General features: G+C 57.3%; 16 protein-coding genes. 15 read left to right on the top strand and 1 reads right to left on the bottom strand.

The window, feature by feature from the left end:
- Positions 1–155 precede the first annotated feature (155 nt).
- From DIT71_RS07235 to queF, 4 genes are all read left to right on the top strand, one after another.
- Positions 156–1,463, top strand: coding sequence for an HD-GYP domain-containing protein (locus tag DIT71_RS07235; protein WP_114612540.1), 1,308 nt, complete (start codon positions 156–158; stop codon positions 1,461–1,463).
- A 171-nt stretch (positions 1,464–1,634) separates the two neighbouring features.
- A complete protein-coding gene (locus DIT71_RS07240) occupies positions 1,635–2,582 on the top strand; it encodes an ABC transporter ATP-binding protein (protein ID WP_114612541.1) in 948 nt (315 codons plus the stop codon).
- On the top strand, positions 2,579–3,352 hold the full coding sequence (locus tag DIT71_RS07245) for an ABC transporter permease (protein WP_114612542.1): 774 nt from the start codon (positions 2,579–2,581) through the stop codon (positions 3,350–3,352). Before DIT71_RS07240 ends, DIT71_RS07245 begins: the two co-directional genes overlap by 4 nt.
- A gap of 21 nt (positions 3,353–3,373) precedes the next feature.
- Positions 3,374–4,192: an NADPH-dependent 7-cyano-7-deazaguanine reductase QueF gene (queF, locus tag DIT71_RS07250; protein WP_114612543.1), complete on the top strand. Its 819-nt coding sequence runs from the start codon at positions 3,374–3,376 to the stop codon at positions 4,190–4,192.
- A gap of 11 nt (positions 4,193–4,203) precedes the next feature.
- On the opposite strand, the gene DIT71_RS07255 is transcribed toward queF, so the two are convergent.
- Entirely contained in the window at positions 4,204–5,640 is a 1,437-nt protein-coding gene (locus DIT71_RS07255) for an adenylate/guanylate cyclase domain-containing protein (RefSeq protein ID WP_114612544.1), read from the bottom strand.
- Positions 5,641–5,847: 207 nt separating this feature from the next.
- Here DIT71_RS07255 and DIT71_RS07260 point away from each other — a divergent pair, with 207 nt between their 5' ends.
- The 11 genes from DIT71_RS07260 to flgK all read left to right on the top strand — a co-directional run bounded on the left by DIT71_RS07260 (position 5,848) and on the right by flgK (position 16,717).
- Complete coding sequence (locus DIT71_RS07260) at positions 5,848–6,405, top strand: nitroreductase family protein (protein WP_114612545.1); 558 nt, start codon at positions 5,848–5,850, stop codon at positions 6,403–6,405.
- Positions 6,406–6,608: 203 nt separating this feature from the next.
- Entirely contained in the window at positions 6,609–7,007 is a 399-nt protein-coding gene (gene flgB, locus DIT71_RS07265; protein WP_114612546.1) for a flagellar basal body rod protein FlgB, read from the top strand.
- A gap of 34 nt (positions 7,008–7,041) precedes the next feature.
- Positions 7,042–7,491: a flagellar basal body rod protein FlgC gene (gene flgC, locus DIT71_RS07270; protein ID WP_114612547.1), complete on the top strand. Its 450-nt coding sequence runs from the start codon at positions 7,042–7,044 to the stop codon at positions 7,489–7,491.
- A gap of 18 nt (positions 7,492–7,509) precedes the next feature.
- A complete protein-coding gene (locus DIT71_RS07275) occupies positions 7,510–8,184 on the top strand; it encodes a flagellar hook assembly protein FlgD (protein WP_114612548.1) in 675 nt (224 codons plus the stop codon).
- A 26-nt stretch (positions 8,185–8,210) separates the two neighbouring features.
- Positions 8,211–10,136, top strand: a complete 1,926-nt coding sequence (locus tag DIT71_RS07280) for a flagellar hook protein FlgE (RefSeq protein WP_114612549.1) — start codon at positions 8,211–8,213, stop codon at positions 10,134–10,136.
- 82 nt (positions 10,137–10,218) lie between these two features.
- Positions 10,219–10,971 carry a flagellar basal body rod protein FlgF gene (locus tag DIT71_RS07285; protein WP_114612550.1) on the top strand — a complete coding sequence of 251 codons (753 nt, stop codon included), beginning with the start codon at positions 10,219–10,221 and terminating at the stop codon, positions 10,969–10,971.
- A gap of 84 nt (positions 10,972–11,055) precedes the next feature.
- On the top strand, positions 11,056–11,844 hold the full coding sequence (gene flgG, locus DIT71_RS07290; protein ID WP_114612551.1) for a flagellar basal-body rod protein FlgG: 789 nt from the start codon (positions 11,056–11,058) through the stop codon (positions 11,842–11,844).
- Between the two features lie 28 nt (positions 11,845–11,872).
- Positions 11,873–12,577 carry a flagellar basal body L-ring protein FlgH gene (gene flgH / locus DIT71_RS07295; RefSeq protein WP_114612552.1) on the top strand — a complete coding sequence of 235 codons (705 nt, stop codon included), beginning with the start codon at positions 11,873–11,875 and terminating at the stop codon, positions 12,575–12,577.
- Entirely contained in the window at positions 12,574–13,671 is a 1,098-nt protein-coding gene (locus DIT71_RS07300; RefSeq protein ID WP_114612553.1) for a flagellar basal body P-ring protein FlgI, read from the top strand. Before flgH ends, DIT71_RS07300 begins: the two co-directional genes overlap by 4 nt.
- An 8-nt stretch (positions 13,672–13,679) precedes the next feature.
- The gene (gene flgJ / locus DIT71_RS07305; RefSeq protein ID WP_114612554.1) at positions 13,680–14,678 is read left to right on the top strand and encodes a flagellar assembly peptidoglycan hydrolase FlgJ; all 999 of its coding nucleotides are present in this window, start codon (positions 13,680–13,682) and stop codon (positions 14,676–14,678) included.
- A 5-nt stretch (positions 14,679–14,683) separates the two neighbouring features.
- Entirely contained in the window at positions 14,684–16,717 is a 2,034-nt protein-coding gene (gene flgK / locus DIT71_RS07310; RefSeq protein ID WP_114612555.1) for a flagellar hook-associated protein FlgK, read from the top strand.
- The last annotated feature ends 16 nt before the right edge of the window (positions 16,718–16,733 follow it).

Genomic DNA, 16,733 nt, shown 5'->3' on the forward strand with positions numbered 1-16,733 from the left:
GAGCGCTGTCACATTGCTACACTTTGTTTCCTGCTGAAAGTTTTCGTCACTCTCTGTCGCATTCGGGTTACTTTGCACTACAAAATTGTAATGGATTCTTTCGCCGGGGTGGTCACAATGGTGACTATCGATCCGTACACATGTAGGGGTGTTCCGTGGGAGTCCAACAAAAGAAAATAGCTGTCCACGATCTTGAAATCGGCATGTTCGTGTCGGATCTGGATCGCCCGTGGCACCAGACCCCTTTCCCGATCCAGGGTTTCCACATCCGCTCCCAGGATGACATCCGTTCACTGGTTTCCCACTGCAAATGGGTGATCATTGATGTTGCGGAAATCCGCGAGGGTATCGAGCAGAACAGAGCGAGTAATCGCCAGTTCGCGGACAGACCCCGGCGCCCAGGGAGCCATCGGGAAGCGATACAGCTACCGCCACTGAGCATCAGGGAGCCGGTCCGCTACGAAAATGTCACCACCATGAAGAAAGAGCTCAAGGTGTCCAGAAAGGTAATGATGGATGCCGAGGCTTCTCTTCATCATGTGTTTGAGGCTGTAAAAGAGGGGGCCGTCCCGGATTTGCAGGAGGTGGCCACCGTGACCCGCAGGATGGTCGCCAGTGCCGCCCGTAACCCGGATGCGCTGCTGTGGCTCAGCCGAACACGGCACCATGACAACTACACTTATCGTCATTCACTGAACACCGCCATATGGGCTCTGGTTTGTGGGCGTCAGCTTGGCCTGAATGAAGGCCTTCTGAACCACCTGGGGTTGGGATGTCTGCTGTCGCAGATTGGCAAACTGGACCTCCCGGACCATATTCTGCGCAATGAAGGCAAGCTGGACGCGGAAGATTTCACGACCTATCGCAATTATGTTGAGAAAGGCGTGGCCAGGTTGGCGGACACCGGGGTATCCCGGGCAGTTGTCAGCGTTGTCCAGGGACATCGGGAGCGCCATAACGGTTCAGGGTTTCCGGAAGGCGTTCGGGGCGACCGGATTCCACTGCTGGCCAAGGTTGCCGGGCTGGCGGAGTACTTTGAGACCCTGATTGGTCCCCGTGATGGCGAAGAGCCGATGACGCCCGCTCGCGCCGTGAATCTGCTGTATGACATGCGCAATATCGAGTTTCAGGAAGACCTGGTGGAGCAGTTTATTCAGGCCATTGGGATCTATCCGACGGGCAGTCTGGTTGAGTTGACGGATGGTCAGCGGGGCATCGTGGTTTCCCACACACCGGAGCGTCGCCTGTGGCCGAAGGTGATGGTGATGACTGATCGGGACCATCAGCCGCTCAAATCTGCCCGGATTGTGGACTTGGCCAAATACAACGAAAGCCGCGGCGCCCACGACGCCCTTTCCATCGCCGAGTGCCTGCCCCACGGCACTGAGGGACTGCATCCGGAACATTACGATGTGACCGGGGCTGAATCCCGCTGGAGCCTGGCCCGTATCGTTGGCGCCTGAGTGCACCGGTGATACGGATGATCAAAAAAGCGATGCCGGGCTATCGTTGATCAGCAGCCCGGATTTTCCTCCTGATTCTCTTCCCGATTTGCCGACGGCGCGCTGCCTACTTGAATTCCTCTTTTCCTGCCACAACCTATAGCTACCTGTTTTTATTCCTCTGGATTCCTTATGACCAACGCACTGGAAATTGAAGGTCTCGTCAAGACCTATGGCGACGGCTTTGAAGCCCTGAAGGGTATTGATCTTCATGTGGCCGAGGGCGACTTTTTCGCGCTGCTCGGGCCCAACGGTGCCGGCAAGTCCACCACGCTTGGTATTGTCTGTTCCCTGGTGAACAAGAGTGCAGGCAAGGTGCGTGTTTTCGGGTCCGACATCGATACCCATCTTTCGGACGCCAAGCTGAACCTGGGTGTCGTGCCCCAGGAATTCAACTTCAACCAGTTCGAGAAGGTGTTTGACATCGTCACCACCCAGGCTGGCTACTACGGCATTCCGCTGAAGAAAGCATCGGAGTCTGCCGAGAAGTATCTGCGTCAGCTGGGGCTCTGGGACAAGCGCAATACCCCGGCGATGATGTTGTCCGGCGGCATGAAGCGGCGTCTGATGATTGCCCGGGCGCTGGTGCATGAGCCGAAACTGCTGATTCTGGATGAGCCCACTGCGGGGGTGGATATCGAGCTGCGGCGCTCCATGTGGACGTTCCTGGAAGAAATGAACCGCCGGGGCACCACCATCATTCTCACAACGCACTACCTGGAAGAGGCCGAAGCCCTGTGTCGGAATATTGCAATTATTGATCATGGCCGTATTTTGCGGAACACCAGCAAGCGGGAGCTGCTGCAGCAGCTGAGTTCGGAAACCTTTGTACTGGATACCGCCGAGCCGCTCGACAAAGCGCCGGTACTTGATGGCTTCTTCAGCCATCTGGATGACGAGGGTGCCATGGTGGTGGATGTGCAAAAGGGCCAGAGCCTCAATGGCATGTTCATTCAGCTGGAAAAGCTGGGCATCCGCGTGGTCAGCATGCGTACCAAAGCCAACCGCCTGGAAGAGCTGTTCATTCGCATGGTGGAGGACAACAACACCAGTGCCGCCAGCAGGGGAGACGCGGCATGAGAACAGATGCGATGCTGACTGCCTACAAGACCATCGTCACCCGCGAGATCCGCCGTTTCACCCGGATATGGCCACAAACCCTGTTGCCGCCGGCGGTCACCATGACCCTGTACTTCATCATTTTCGGCAATCTTATCGGCTCCCGTATCGGCGTGATGGACGGCTTTGACTATATGTCGTTCATCGTTCCGGGATTGATCATGATGGCGGTGATTACCAGCTCCTATTCCAACGTGGTGTCGTCGTTTTTCTCCATGAAGTTCCAGCGCAGCATTGAGGAGCTGCTGGTGTCACCGGTACCCAACTGGATCATTCTGGCCGGCTATGTCACCGGCGGCATGTCCCGGGGGCTGGGGATTGGCCTGATCGTGACGCTGTTATCGCTGGGCTTCACCGACCTGTCGATTCATCATCTGCCCATGGTGATCCTGACGGTATTCCTTACCTCGGCCCTGTTCTCACTGGGTGGTTTCATCAATGCCATGCTGGCCACCAAGTTCGATGACATTTCCATTGTGCCGACATTTATTCTGACACCACTGACGTATCTGGGCGGGGTGTTCTATTCCATCGATATGCTGCCCGGTTTCTGGCAGGGAGTGTCGATGATCAACCCCATTCTCTACATGGTGAATGCCTTCCGCTATGGCATTCTGGGGGTGTCGGATGTCAATCCCTACATTGCCCTTGCTATGATTGTGGTGTTCATCACCATTCTGTCTGCTGTTTCCCTGCGCATGCTGGCGCGCGGCAAGGGCATTCGTCACTGATCTCTGGTTTCAGGATTTTTCATGGCCCTTTTCGATGCTCCGCTGGGCAAATCCAGCGACTACCCGGACGCCTACGATCCGCAACAGTTGTTTCCGGTTGCCAGGGATGAAAACCGGCGCCGTATTGGTCTGGGTGATGGCCGCTGGCCCTGGTTCGGTGAGGACCTGTGGCAGGCCTGGGAAATTTCCTGGCTGCGCCCCGGCGGTGTTCCCGCAGTGGCCTGGGCGGAACTGCGTGTGCCCTCGGCATCGCCATCCATCATTGAGTCCAAGTCCCTGAAGTTGTATCTGAATTCCCTGAACCAGACGGTGTTTTCCTCCGCGGACCAAGTCAGGGACGTCATCGCCCGCGATCTGTCCAGTGCCAGTGGCGCCTCGGTGGCGGTGACTCTGCACAGTGTCGACCAGGGGGCGAGGGCAGTCGGGCGGCCGGAGGGTTTTGTGCTCATCGACGACGAAGAGCCCGCTTCCGTGGGTTATGACTACAACCCGGACTGCCTGTCGGCCAGTGGCGATGTGGTTTCGGAGAAGCTTTGCTCGCACCTGCTGAAGAGTAATTGCCCGGTAACCGGCCAACCAGACTGGGCGACAGTGCTGATCGACTACACCGGCCCGGCCATGGACCGGGCCGGACTGCTCCAGTACATCGTGAGCTTTCGCCAGAAGCAGGACTTCCATGAACATTGTGTGGAAACCCTGTTTACCGACCTGATGGCACGTTGCCAGCCACAGCAACTGTCAGTCTGCGCGCGGTACACCCGACGGGGTGGCCTGGATATCAACCCGTGGCGCAGCACGCAGCCGGAGGATGCTGCGGGGCCCCGGTTGATCAGGCAGTAGGGTGAAATGCTTCAGTAACTTCCTTCCTGGCGCAGGCGGTCGGCGGCATCTTCCAGGGCGCTCAGGATGGACGCCCGTTCCCGCTCGGTAACTTTCTCGGAATCCAGGTACATGGCAAACCCGCTGTGCTCATGCTCCAGAAAGCTGCGGTTGGGACCCATGTCGCGGCGGAAATCCACCACTTCGTAGATGGCTACTGGGCGGCCGAAGCCTTTCACGGTAGTCTCACCCTTGTCACGGCACATGATGCGGTCTTTGATCAGCGAGAAGGTTTCATGGGAGATCAGGATCTCACCCGGCTCTGCGAGGGACTCCAGGCGGCTGGCAAGGTTCACTTCCTTGCCGATGATGGTGTAATCCATGCGGTTTTCGGCGCCGAAGTTGCCCACGGTGGTGTACCCGGTGCTGATACCCATGCGGATTTCCAGAGGCGTCTTGATGCCCTGGCTGCGCCATTTCTGGCGCATGATTTTCATGTGTTTGCGCATTTCCACGGCCATGGATACACAGGCGAAGGCATCCTCTTTCTGGCCGCGGCTGGAGGGGTCACCAAAGAAGATCATGATGGAGTCACCGACAAATTTGTCGATGGTCCCGCCGTATTTGAGGGCGACCTCAGACATCTCATTGAAGTAGTGGTTCAGTAGCTCGGTCAGTGCCTCCGGTTCCATCTCCTCGGACAGTTCCGTAAAACCCTTGATGTCGGAGAAAAACACCGCCAGTTTCTTGCGCTGGGTCTCCAGCCGCACGTCCCGCTCACCGGTAAAAATGGACTGCCATACCTGGGGAGAGAGGTATTTGGACAGCTTCTGGGACAGTGCGATGGACTGTTCACGTTGATTCTGAATCTGGGTCTTTGCCATCATCAAGGCACGAGCCTGCTGATGGGAATACAGGGCAGTGACGCAGATATAGAGGCCGGTGGCCACTATTGAGATAATGCTGGTAATCATCGGCGACTGGAACGAGTCTGCCGGGCCGGCAATGGCCACACCGATGGCGCAGCTGGCCGCCATGATAACTGTGCCGAACAGCCACTGGCGGATTCCGCCAATGATCAGGCAGCTGAACATCAGCATCAGCGCCACGGCGATCGATGGGATGGCAATCAGCCCGATGCAACCGGCGAACCCGCCGCCGATGGCGCAATCCACCAGGAGCATTTTCTGGCGGATACGGGATGAGTTGCGGAAAAAGGTGCGGCGGGTCAGCTGATTGGCGATGTGAGGCCAGATGAGAGCGCCGGCGAGTAGCCATAGCATCCAGAGGTCAAAGACCTTTTGTAGCATGCCCGAAACGATGATGGCCCCGGTCGCCGTGTATGCCAGAATTCTGCCGTTATAATCCGGCATGGGGGGAATGGCAATCGGGTTGTTCTGGGAATCCGGGGCAACATATTTGCCGGCGGCGGGGCTGGCCTTGCGCAAATCAATCGGTGCACTCATCATTTCAGGGACGAATCCGCGGGGTAGCGAAGGCTTTGTTGCTGGCTCATAAACCGTCTATTGATTGTTTTTTTGGTTTTCGGGGTGGATAAAACCGTGTTCATCGTGGAAAGTACTTAGACCAAAGACTAACAGCAAACCATCTGTCCCACAATTCGTAAGGGTGTTCAGCTCCGTCCAACGGTATATATCCGATCAAAGCGAGACATTATGACTGCAGTAATGGATGCATTGTTGAACCGCGCCTCTGAGCCGCGTCTGGAAGCACCAGCACCGGATGCAGAAACGCTCGAGAAAGTATTTGCCTGTGCTGCCAGGGCACCGGATCATGCCCTTTTGCGGCCCTGGCGCTACCTGGTTATCGAAGGTGATGCAGCGTTGAGTGCCCTGGGCGACGTGTTTGCGTCAACCTGCGACGATGATGCGCCGGAGAAAGCACGGGAAAAGCTCAGGAAGAAAGCGTTGAGAGCCCCCATGGTTATTGTTGGTATCGCCTCTCATCAGATGCATCCCAAGGTGCCGGAAATCGAGCAGACCATGTCGGCTGCGGTGGGTATGGGCTTTCTGCTTCTGGCCCTTGAGGCTGCTGGCTATGGTGGGATGTGGCGAACAGGTGATCTGGCTTACCACCCGGACGTTGCCAAGGGCCTGGGTCTGGGCGATCACGAAATCATCACCGGATTTCTTTATGCCGGCAGCGTCAGTTCGGAAAAGCCCGCAGTGCCAAGGCCCCACCAGAAAGAGTTTGTTAGTCGCTGGCCGCAATAGTTGCCGGCGGTTGCCCCTGCCAGTTCCGGCGGGGGAAACCCCTTGCCGCTTTAATAATAGTTCCCGCCCTCTGACTGCCCCGGGTTCCGCTTCAGGCCCCGCCCCGCAACAACTTCTGAAAACTGGCATTGCGATTGCTTTTGGTTTTGCGTAAAGCACAAACGGCAATACGAACAACGCCGGGTGCAGGAATCGGAGGAACTATGGCTATTTCCCTGGACAAAGCATTAGGCATTCATCAGCACGCCCTGGAAGGCCGGGTCAAGCGTGCCGAGGTGCTGGCGAACAATCTCGCCAATGCAGACACGCCGGGCTACAAAGCTCGGGATATCGACTTTCAGGCGATGATGCAAAAGGCTCAGGAGGGCATGAGCGGATTCGGCATGAGCCGGACTCACGAGTCGCACATGGATACGTCAACCATGGGCCAGGACAGCGAATTGCTGTACCGGATTCCGCATCAGCCATCAGTGGATGGCAATACGGTGGATTCGCAGCAGGAGCAGACCCGTTTCATGCGCAACGCCATGGATTACCAGGCCAGTTTCCAGTTCCTGAACGGAAAAGTCACCGGCATCAAAAAGGCACTCTCGGGTCAATGATCCGGGCGCAGTCATCTAACTGAGGAGCAACACCATGTCACTGGGTAGCATTTTCGATATCGCCGGGTCCGGCATGACAGCCCAGTCACTGCGGCTGAATACCACTGCGTCCAACATCGCCAACGCCGAGACTGCCAGTTCCAGTACCGAGCAGACCTATCGTGCCCGCAAGCCGGTGTTCGCCGCCATCCAGCAGTCCATGCTGAACCCGTCCCAGCAGGGCCAGGCCTTCGGCAGCGAAGAAGGTCCTGGTGCCGGCGTTCGCGTTGAGGGCATCGTAGAAAGTGATGCCGAGCTGCAGATGCGTTACCAGCCTGATCATCCCGCGGCCAACGAAGAGGGGTATGTGTATTACCCCAACGTGAATGTGGTTGAGGAGATGGCAGACATGATGTCTTCATCCCGCAGCTTCCAGATGAATGTGGACATCATGAACAGCGCCAAATCCATGATGCAGCGCATCCTGACCCTGGGTCAGCAGTAACCGAGCGAGGATTGAATCATGAGCGCAATTAACCCGGCAGACGCCTCGGATGTGCTGAGCAAGTTCAAGCTCGATCAGCAGCAGACCAAAAGCGGCAATGAGCTTGGCAAGAACGAGTTCATGGAGCTGATGATTGCCCAGTTGAAGAACCAGAACCCCCTGGAGCCCCAGGACAACGGCGAGTTCATCTCCCAGCTGGCACAGTTCAGCTCCCTGGAAGAGATGCAGGGGCTGTCCGGCAGTGTCGACGATGTGGCAAACCAGTTCCGCTCCACCCAGGCCCTGCAGGCCTCCGCCATGGTGGGCCGCAGCGTTCTGGCGCCATCCTCGGTGGGAATCCTGGGTGCTGACGGTGAGATCTCGGGCAACGTGGAGGTTCCGGCCAGCACATCCGGCCTGAGAATTTCCATCGAGAATCCGTCCGGCGAGCGTGTGCGACAGATTGACATGGGTTCACAGCAGGCCGGTGTGACCGGGTTCAGCTGGGACGGCAAGGACGGTAACGGCAACAGTTTGCCTCCCGGCCCCTACAAGGTGGTGGCTGAGGCCTCCTACCCGGAAGGCCCTGAACAGCTTGGCACCATGATGAGTGCCAACGTTGACAGCGTCTCACTGGGCAAGGGCGGCAGTATTACGCTGAATCTGGCAGGAATGGGCTCCATCGCTCTGTCAGAAGTCGAGCAGATTAATTGATACCGGTGAAAAATCAGGGGTGAAGTATGGCTTTCAATACGGGTCTTAGCGGCTTAAGAGCGGCATCGGTTGACCTTGATGTCACCGGTAACAACATTGCCAACGCCAGTACCGTGGGCTTCAAGGGCAGCAAGGCCCAGTTTGGCGATTTGTACGCCAGCGGCTTTCTGAGTGCCGGCACCAATCCGATTGGTGACGGTGTGCGGGTGCAGGACGTCAAGCAGTCCTTCAGCCAGGGTAATATCAGCTTTACCGACAACGGGCTTGACCTTGCCATCAACGGCGACGGCTTTTTTGTGCTCAATAATGGCGGCGAAGTCCGGTATTCCCGCGCCGGCCAGTTTGGCATCGACAAGGACGGGTTCGTTACCAACAACCAGAATATGCGGGTGCAGGGCTTTGTCGCCGATGATGACGGCAACCTGTCGGGTATTCGTGACGATTTGCAGGTAGAGACGGATAATTTGGCGCCTCGCCGCACTACCAACTTGCGCACAGATGTTAATCTCGATTCCCGGGAGTCGGTTCTTGAGCGTCGCGTGGGTGTTATGGGGGAAATTGAAGGGAACACTTTTGCACAGGACTTCGATCCGCTGGTTACCGATTTTCCGGAGGGAGATTTTGAGATAGCTTTTAATGATGGAACCTCATCGGTGCCTGTAAACATTCCTACGGGGTCATCGGCGAAGGACGTCGCCGGCATAATGAATCAGCAACGAGGTTTGAGTGCGTCAGCTACAACTACCATCGATTTCCCGACCAGTCCTGCCGGCGTGAATAACGAGTTTCTGAATGACGACTATGTGAGCACTCCGGGGTTCGACTTTACGCTGGAAATCGATGGTAGCGAGGTGCGTGTTGACACGGATTCAGTGAGTACGGTGCAAGAACTAGCAAAGGCCATTAACACCGCAAGCACTTCCAGTATTTCAGCAACTGCGGAAGGTAATCAGCTGAGGGTCACTGATAATCAGGGCAATACAGTGACTTATAAATACAGGAATGATGACGATACCGCGGGAGAAGTGGGAACCAAAATTGGTACAGTGCGACCGCAAGCGGATAGAATAATTGAAGAAATCACCGGCGATAATCCTTTTGATGCCTCTTGGGATGACAGAAAGGTAGAAATTACCAACGAGTTTAATCCTGATGACCAGCGCACGTACAACCACGCCACCTCAACCACCATTTATGACAGCTTGGGCAATTCCCATGAAATGACCCAGTTCTACGTCAAGCAGCCCTCGCCAGGCAACGGCGTGGGTGTCAGTGAATGGGCTGTCTACGCGCAGATTGACGGCGAGTTGGTTGGCGGAACGGACCAGACTCCCTACTTCGCTCGCTTCAATCAGGATGGGGTACTGGATTCGGTTAACGGCGATGCCAATGGCGAAATCCTGATTGCCGACTGGGTACCCAAGGATCCCAACGGCATGCCCAATGGCGCGGATGGTCCGCCGGCTCCCGGGGAGGAAATCACCACTCCGATTCCTGACCCACCTACCACCTCAGCCTTTGTGCTGGATCTGGGTAATACCACCCAGTACGGCAGTGATTTCGGGGTGAATGACCAGCGCCAGAACGGTTATGCGACGGGTCGTCTTTCTGGCCTGGATGTGTCCGACCAGGGGGTTCTGTTCGCACGCTATACCAACGGGCAGTCCCAGTCTCTGGGGCAGGTGGCACTGGCGTCGTTCAATAATACCAACGGGCTATCGCCGGTGGGTGAAACTACCTGGGTGGAAACCTTCGAGTCCGGCCAGCCCATTATTGGGCCACCTGACACCGGTACCCTGGGGTCCATCAAGGCCAGTTCCATTGAGGAGTCCAATGTGGATCTCTCCGCGGAGCTTGTGAACCTGATCATCGCCCAGCGTAACTATCAGGCCAACGCCAAAACCATTGAAACTTCCGATGCCGTCACCCAGACCATCATCAATCTCCGCTAACCCTGAAAACTGAACATGGCACAACTCCTGCTAGAACTATGGAAAGACTGGAAACAGTCAAAATTCCGGCAGGAGTTTTCCCATGGACAAAGCCCTCTATATTGGAATGTCCGGCGCCAAGCAGAACATGCTTTCCCAGCGCGCCCACGCCAACAACCTGGCTAACGTAAGTACCACCGGTTTCAAGCGGGATTTTGCCCAGGCCCGCAGCATGCCGGTTTTCGGTGAGCACCATCCCACACGGGCCTACGCCATGGCCGAAAGGCCAGGCACGGACCTGTCCGCAGGCGCTTTGATGGACACCGGCCGCAAGCTGGACGTTGCCCTCGAGGGTGATGGCTGGCTGGCGGTGCAGAACCAGCAGGGCCAGGAAGTGTTCACCCGCTCCGGCAGCATGCAGATTGATGTGAACGGCCTTATGCGCCTCTCCAGCGGCGAGATGGTGATGGGCAATGGCGGTCCCGTAGCCTTGCCTCCCTTCGATAATGTGCAGATCGGTGCTGATGGCACAATTTCCATCATTCCTGTGGGTGGCCCACCGGACCAGCTGGTTGAGGTGGACCGCCTGAAACTGGTGAACCCGCCGGCCGGCGCCCTGGAGAAGGGGGAAGACGGTTTTATCCGCCGTAAAGCCGACCAGGCACTGGACGGTCCGGAACCCCCGGATGCAGATATGCGGGTGGCCTCCGGGTTTCTGGAAAGCTCCAACGTCAATGCGGTGCAGGAGATGATCTCCAACCTGCAGCTGTCACGCCAGTACGAGATGCAGGTGAAGATAATGACAACCGCCAACCAGAATTCCGAGGCTTCGGCACGACTGTTGCAGAATCTCTGATAAACCTATTGAACATCGTCCGGGCGGGCGCCAAGGCGGCAAAAATCAGCCGCATTGAAGCGGTCCCGGCAAGGAGTAGACGACATGCATCCAGCACTTTGGGTCAGCAAAACCGGGTTGAGCGCGCAGGACACCAACATGTCCACCATCTCCAACAACCTGGCGAACGTGAACACCACCGGCTTCAAGCGCGACCGGGCGGTGTTTCAGGACCTGTTGTACCAGATCGACCGGCAACCCGGTGGTCTGAATACCCAGAATTCGGAGCTGCCGTCCGGCCTTCAGCTGGGCACGGGTGTGAGGATTGTTGGCACCACCAAGCAGTTCTCCCAGGGTAATCTGGAAGTCACCGAGCAGCCCCTGGATATGGCGGTGAACGGCCGTGGTTTCATGCAGATACTGCTTCCGGACGGGCAGATTGCCTACACCCGTGATGGCCAGTTCCAGCTCAACGCCGACGGGGATATCGTTAATCCGGATGGCTACACCCTGGAGCCCAACATCAATATTCCGGAGAACGCCACCAACGTCACCATAGGCAAGGACGGCACTGTGTCTGCTGTGACCGATGACCAGGCGGCCCCCGTCAATCTGGGCGAGATTACGCTGGTGGACTTTATCAACCCGCAGGGCCTGCAGGCGATCGGCAACAATCTTTACAAGGCAACCAATGCCAGTGGCGATCCCGCCGAAGGTGAGCCTGGTATCGGTGGGCTGGGAACATTAGAGCAGGGCATGGTTGAGGCCTCCAACGTGGAGGTGGTGGAGGAACTGGTCAATATGATCACCACCCAGCGTGCCTACGAAATGAACTCGAAAGTGGTCTCTGCAACGGATCAGATGCTGCAGTTCATCACGAACAATATCGGTTAATCGGTAGCAGCGTTAAGGAGCGGTCATCATGACATCCACCATCACTGGCAGATCAGGCGGACACGGCGCGGGCACCCTGGCCATCGTTCTGGCGCTGGTTGTGCTGCAGGGCTGTACCGCCATGAGCCGCCCCCGGGCAGTGCCGGACGACCCGGCCTATTCACCGGTCCGGGCCGAAGCCATGATGCAGAGGGACCCCGAGTCCGGTGCTATTTACCAGTCGTCACGGAACTACAATCTTTACGGCGATACCGTGGCACTGAACGTTGGCGATATCCTCACGGTGACGCTTGAGGAATCCACCCGCGCCAGCAAGAACGCTGAAAGCAGCATTACCAAAGACAACGAAATTTCCATCCTGGACCCTCGAATCCTGGGCAGAAGCAACATTGACCTGGGTACCGATATCGATCTGGAGCGGGATTTTTCGGGCCAGGCGGAAGCCGACCAGAGCAATAGTCTGGCGGGCAACATTACCGTAACCGTCACCGAAGTACTGCCGAATGGCGTTCTGCATATTCGTGGTGAGAAATGGCTGTCGCTCACCAATGGCGATGAATATATCCGCCTCACGGGCCTCGTTCGCCCCCAGGACATTTCCCCGGATAACACCATTGCGTCCAACCGCATTGCTGATGCCCGTATTGCCTACGGTGGTACCGGCGATTTTGACCAGGCCAATCAGATGGGCTGGCTGGCCCGTTTCTTTAACAGTGAGTGGTTCCCGCTATGAAAATGCTTAGATTCGGGGTGTTGGTATTAGCACTGTCGGTCATAGCTGCGCCGGTGCTGGCGGACCGCCTCAAGGACCTGGCCCGTATCAAGGGTGTCCGTAGCAACCAGCTGGTTGGTTATGGTCTGGTTGTGGGTCTTGATGGCTCTGGTGACAAGGCACCGTTTACCAACCAGACTTTCCGTAACATGATGAATCAGTTTGGAATTACCTTGCCGCCGGGAGTGAATCCCAACCTGGCCAATGTAGCAGCAGTGACCGTGACTGGAAGTCTGCCGCCGTTTGCCAAGACCGGTCAGGCCATGGATATCACGGTGTCATCTATCGGCAACGCTGACAGCTTGCGGGGTGGAACCCTGTTAATGACACCTCTTAGAGGTGCTGATGACCAGGTGTATGCCATGGCCCAGGGCAGCCTTGTGGTCGGCGGCTTCGGAGCTGGTGGAGCCGACGGTTCGCGAATCACGGTTAATGTCCCGAGCGTTGGCAGGATACCCAACGGGGCTACCATTGAAAGGGAAGTAACCTCTCCGTTCGCGAGGGGCGATACCATCACCTTTAACCTGCTAAGGCCGGACTTCACCACCGCGCGCCGAGTGGTGGAGGCTATCAACGGCTACTTGGGGCCAGATATGGCCTACGCCCACGATGCCACGGCCATATCCGTGAAGGCGCCCCGGGACCCGTCCCAGCGCGTAAGTTTTTTGTCGCTCCTAGAGAACATTAATGTGGACCCCGCACAGGATGCTGCCAAGGTCGTCATTAACAGCCGCACAGGCACCATAGTAGTAGGGCAGAATGTACAGGTCAGCGCGGCCGCGGTCACCCACGGCAACCTGACGGTGACAATTCAGGAGAACCCGGAGGTGAATCAGCCCAACCCCTTCAGCGATGGCGAGACCGTTGTTGAACCCAATTCCCAGATTGCGATCACCGAAGAGCCGGCAAGGATGTTCAAGTTCGGCCCGGCGGTCACTCTGAACCAGATTGTTCAGGCGGTAAATCAGGTTGGCGCGGCACCGGGGGACGTCATGGCGGTTCTGGAAGCGCTTAAACAGGCCGGCGCGTTGCGGGCCGAGCTGATCGTGATATAGGTGGCGTGATGCAGGATCTCAGTCTTCAGAAAGCACAGGTCTATACCGATTTCGGAGGTCTTAATGACCTGAAGACCCAGGCCAGGACCGACAAGGATGCGGCGCTGCTGGAAGTGGCCAAGCAGTTCGAGGGCCTGTTCCTGTCTGAAATGGTCAAGTCCATGCGTAAGGCGGGCGATGTGTTTGCCGAGGGCAACTACCTGAACAGCCAGCAGTCGGAATTCTATCGCGAGATGTTTGACAGTCAGCTCAGTCTGACACTGTCACAGAAGCAGGGCACCGGGCTTTCCGAAGCCCTGGTTCGCCAGCTTAGCCGGCAGATTCCCGGCATGGATGAGAAAGGCGAACCCATGGCAGCCCATAAAAAGGCGCTGGGTGATTATGACCGCAGTTTGCCTGTGCTTTCGCCGCGTCTGCCGGAGCAGGTGGACAAGGTGAATGAGGTGGCCGAGACCGCCATGCCCATGACCGCGCCGGAGGTAGGCGAGGTTGGCAGAGTTATGCCGGACCGCTTCGACTCGCCGGAACAGTTCGTGCGCGAACTCCTGCCAATGGCCGAGAAAGTGGCCGGTGAGAGTGGCATTAATCCTCGCCTGATGGTTGCCCAGGCAGCCCTGGAAACCGGTTGGGGCCGGCACATGATCGAAGGTGATGGCGGCTCACCCAGTTTCAATCTGTTCGGCATCAAGGCGGACAGCCGCTGGCAGGGTGAATCGGTGAATATTGCCACTACCGAGTTCAGGGAAGGTGTCCCGATGAACGAGCGGGCCGCATTCCGGGCCTACCCTGACTATGAGTCCAGCTTCCGCGACTATGTGTCGTTCCTTGAGTCCAATCCCCGTTACCGGGACGTTCTGGCAGCCGCGGACAACCCTGACGAATTTGCCGACAGGCTGCAGCAGGCCGGCTACGCCACCGACCCGAACTACGGCGCCAAGATTCGCCGCATCATGAATAACGACTCCATGACAACGCTGTCCATGGGCTCCCGCGGGGCTGAGGAGTAAAAGTTATGGCAGGGCTTATCAATATTGGTCTCACCGGTATCCTCGGGCACCAGGCCGCGCTGAATACTACCGGCAACAACATAACCAATGCCAACACGCCGGGCTATAGCCGCCAGGAGGTTCAGTTCGAAACCCAGGCGGCTCAGCGCACCGGAGCGGGCTCGGTAGGCACCGGGGTCAATGTGACCAATATTCGCCGGCTGGCGAACGAGTTTCTGACCCAGCAGGTACGCGAAGACAGCACGTTGTTCGGTGAGCAGGAGGCCCTCAATTCCGAACTGTCACGGCTGGATAATCTGCTGGGGGGAGAGTCCACCGGACTGAGCAATGCCCTCAACAACTTCTTCGCCAGCATGCAGAATGCCGCGGAAGATCCTGCCTCGTTGCCCCAACGGCAACTGGTTCTCAGTGAAGCGCAGCAGGTGGTCAACCGGTTTGAGGCCCTCAATCAGGAATTCATTCAACAGCGGGAGTCAGTCAAGACCCAGATGCAGCAGGGCGCCAAAGACGCCACCACACTGCTCAAGAGCATTGCGGAACTGAACAACGCCATCTCTGAATCGCCGGGCCTGGCCCAGGGGCGCGAGCCCAATGAATTGCTGGACAAGCGGGGTGAGAATCTCCGGCAACTGTCGGAGCTGGTCAGCATCCGCGTGACCCAGGCCGAGGGTAGCCAGGTCAACGTTTCCCTGAGCAACGGTCAGTCTCTGGTCGTTGGGTCCCAGGCCGCGCAGCTGGGCACCCGTGCAAATTCCGAAGACCCCACGTCGCTGGAATTTACCCTCACCACCGGGGGCCGGACCCTGAACGTGGATGAGCAGATCAATGGCGGCAAGCTGGGTGGTTTGCGACGCTTCGAGTCGGAGGGCCTGCAGCCGGCATTTGACGAATTGGGGCGGGTTGCCATTGCGCTGTCTGACAGTGTCAATCACCAGCATGAAATCGGGATGGACCTGGAGGGCGACCTGGGCCGATTGTTCTTCAGTGATATCAACTCGGAAGCCGCGCAACGGGGCCGGGTGGTTGCTAATGCCAACAACGCGGCGCCCCAGAATGCGCAGCTGGCAGTGGAAATTACGGACAGTGCGGCGCTGGCGGCAGGCAGCTGGTCACTGGAGTTTGGCGGTGACGGCCGCAACTTCGAACTGGTTAACCGGGCGACCGGTGAGGTGGTCAATCAGGGCCGTTTGCCGGACCCGGTACAGTCCGAGATCTCCATGCCCGGATTCAACATTCGCGTGGAAGGCGGCACTTTCAATGCCGGTGATAAGTATCTCGTCCAGCCCAGCAGGAATGCGGCAGGGAACATTGGCCTGGAAGTCAATCGGGAAGAGGATCTGGCATTCGCAAGCCCGGTAAGGGCAGAGGGTGGTGACGCGAATACCGGTGATGCCACCATCACCCAGGGCAAGATGCTTAATGTACGGGATCCGTTTACCAACTCACTGCTGGAGAACTTCCGCCAGGACGGTCAACTGGATCCACCATTAAGAGTTGAGTTCGAGCAGGTTGGTGATGATCTGGTATACAACATTGTCAATGCGGATACCGGAGCTTCGGTACCGGCCGGGGCTCCGGCTTCTGTGTTCGAAAGGGGAATCTCCAACAAGCTGTTCAGTGAAGACCCAAGGGATGACAACTATTTCGGTTTCCAGTTCGAGATTTCCGGAAATCCCAGCCCCGGCGACTCTTTCAGGATTGAATACAATACCAACGGTGTTTCCGACAACCGGAACGCCGAGTTTATGGCGGCTCTGGGCACCAAAAATACGCTGAACAATGGCAGCCAGAGTTTCGCCGAAGGCTATGCCGGGCTGGTCGAGGACATTGGTGTGAAGACCCGCCAGAGCCAGCTGGACAAGGATGCCGGTAAAACACTGCTGGAGCAGTCCAGCAATCAGCGGGAATCGGTGTCCGGGGTCAATCTCGATGAAGAAGCCGGCCGGCTGATCCAGTACCAGGCCGCCTATAACGCCTCGGCCCAGGTAATGACCGTGGCACAGGATTTGTTCAATACCCTGTTACAGAGTTTCCGGTAACAGTGCGAGGTGATGT

Origin of the sequence: Marinobacter vulgaris (assembly GCF_003344045.1) — a bacterium.
Classification (GTDB): domain Bacteria; phylum Pseudomonadota; class Gammaproteobacteria; order Pseudomonadales; family Oleiphilaceae; genus Marinobacter; species Marinobacter vulgaris.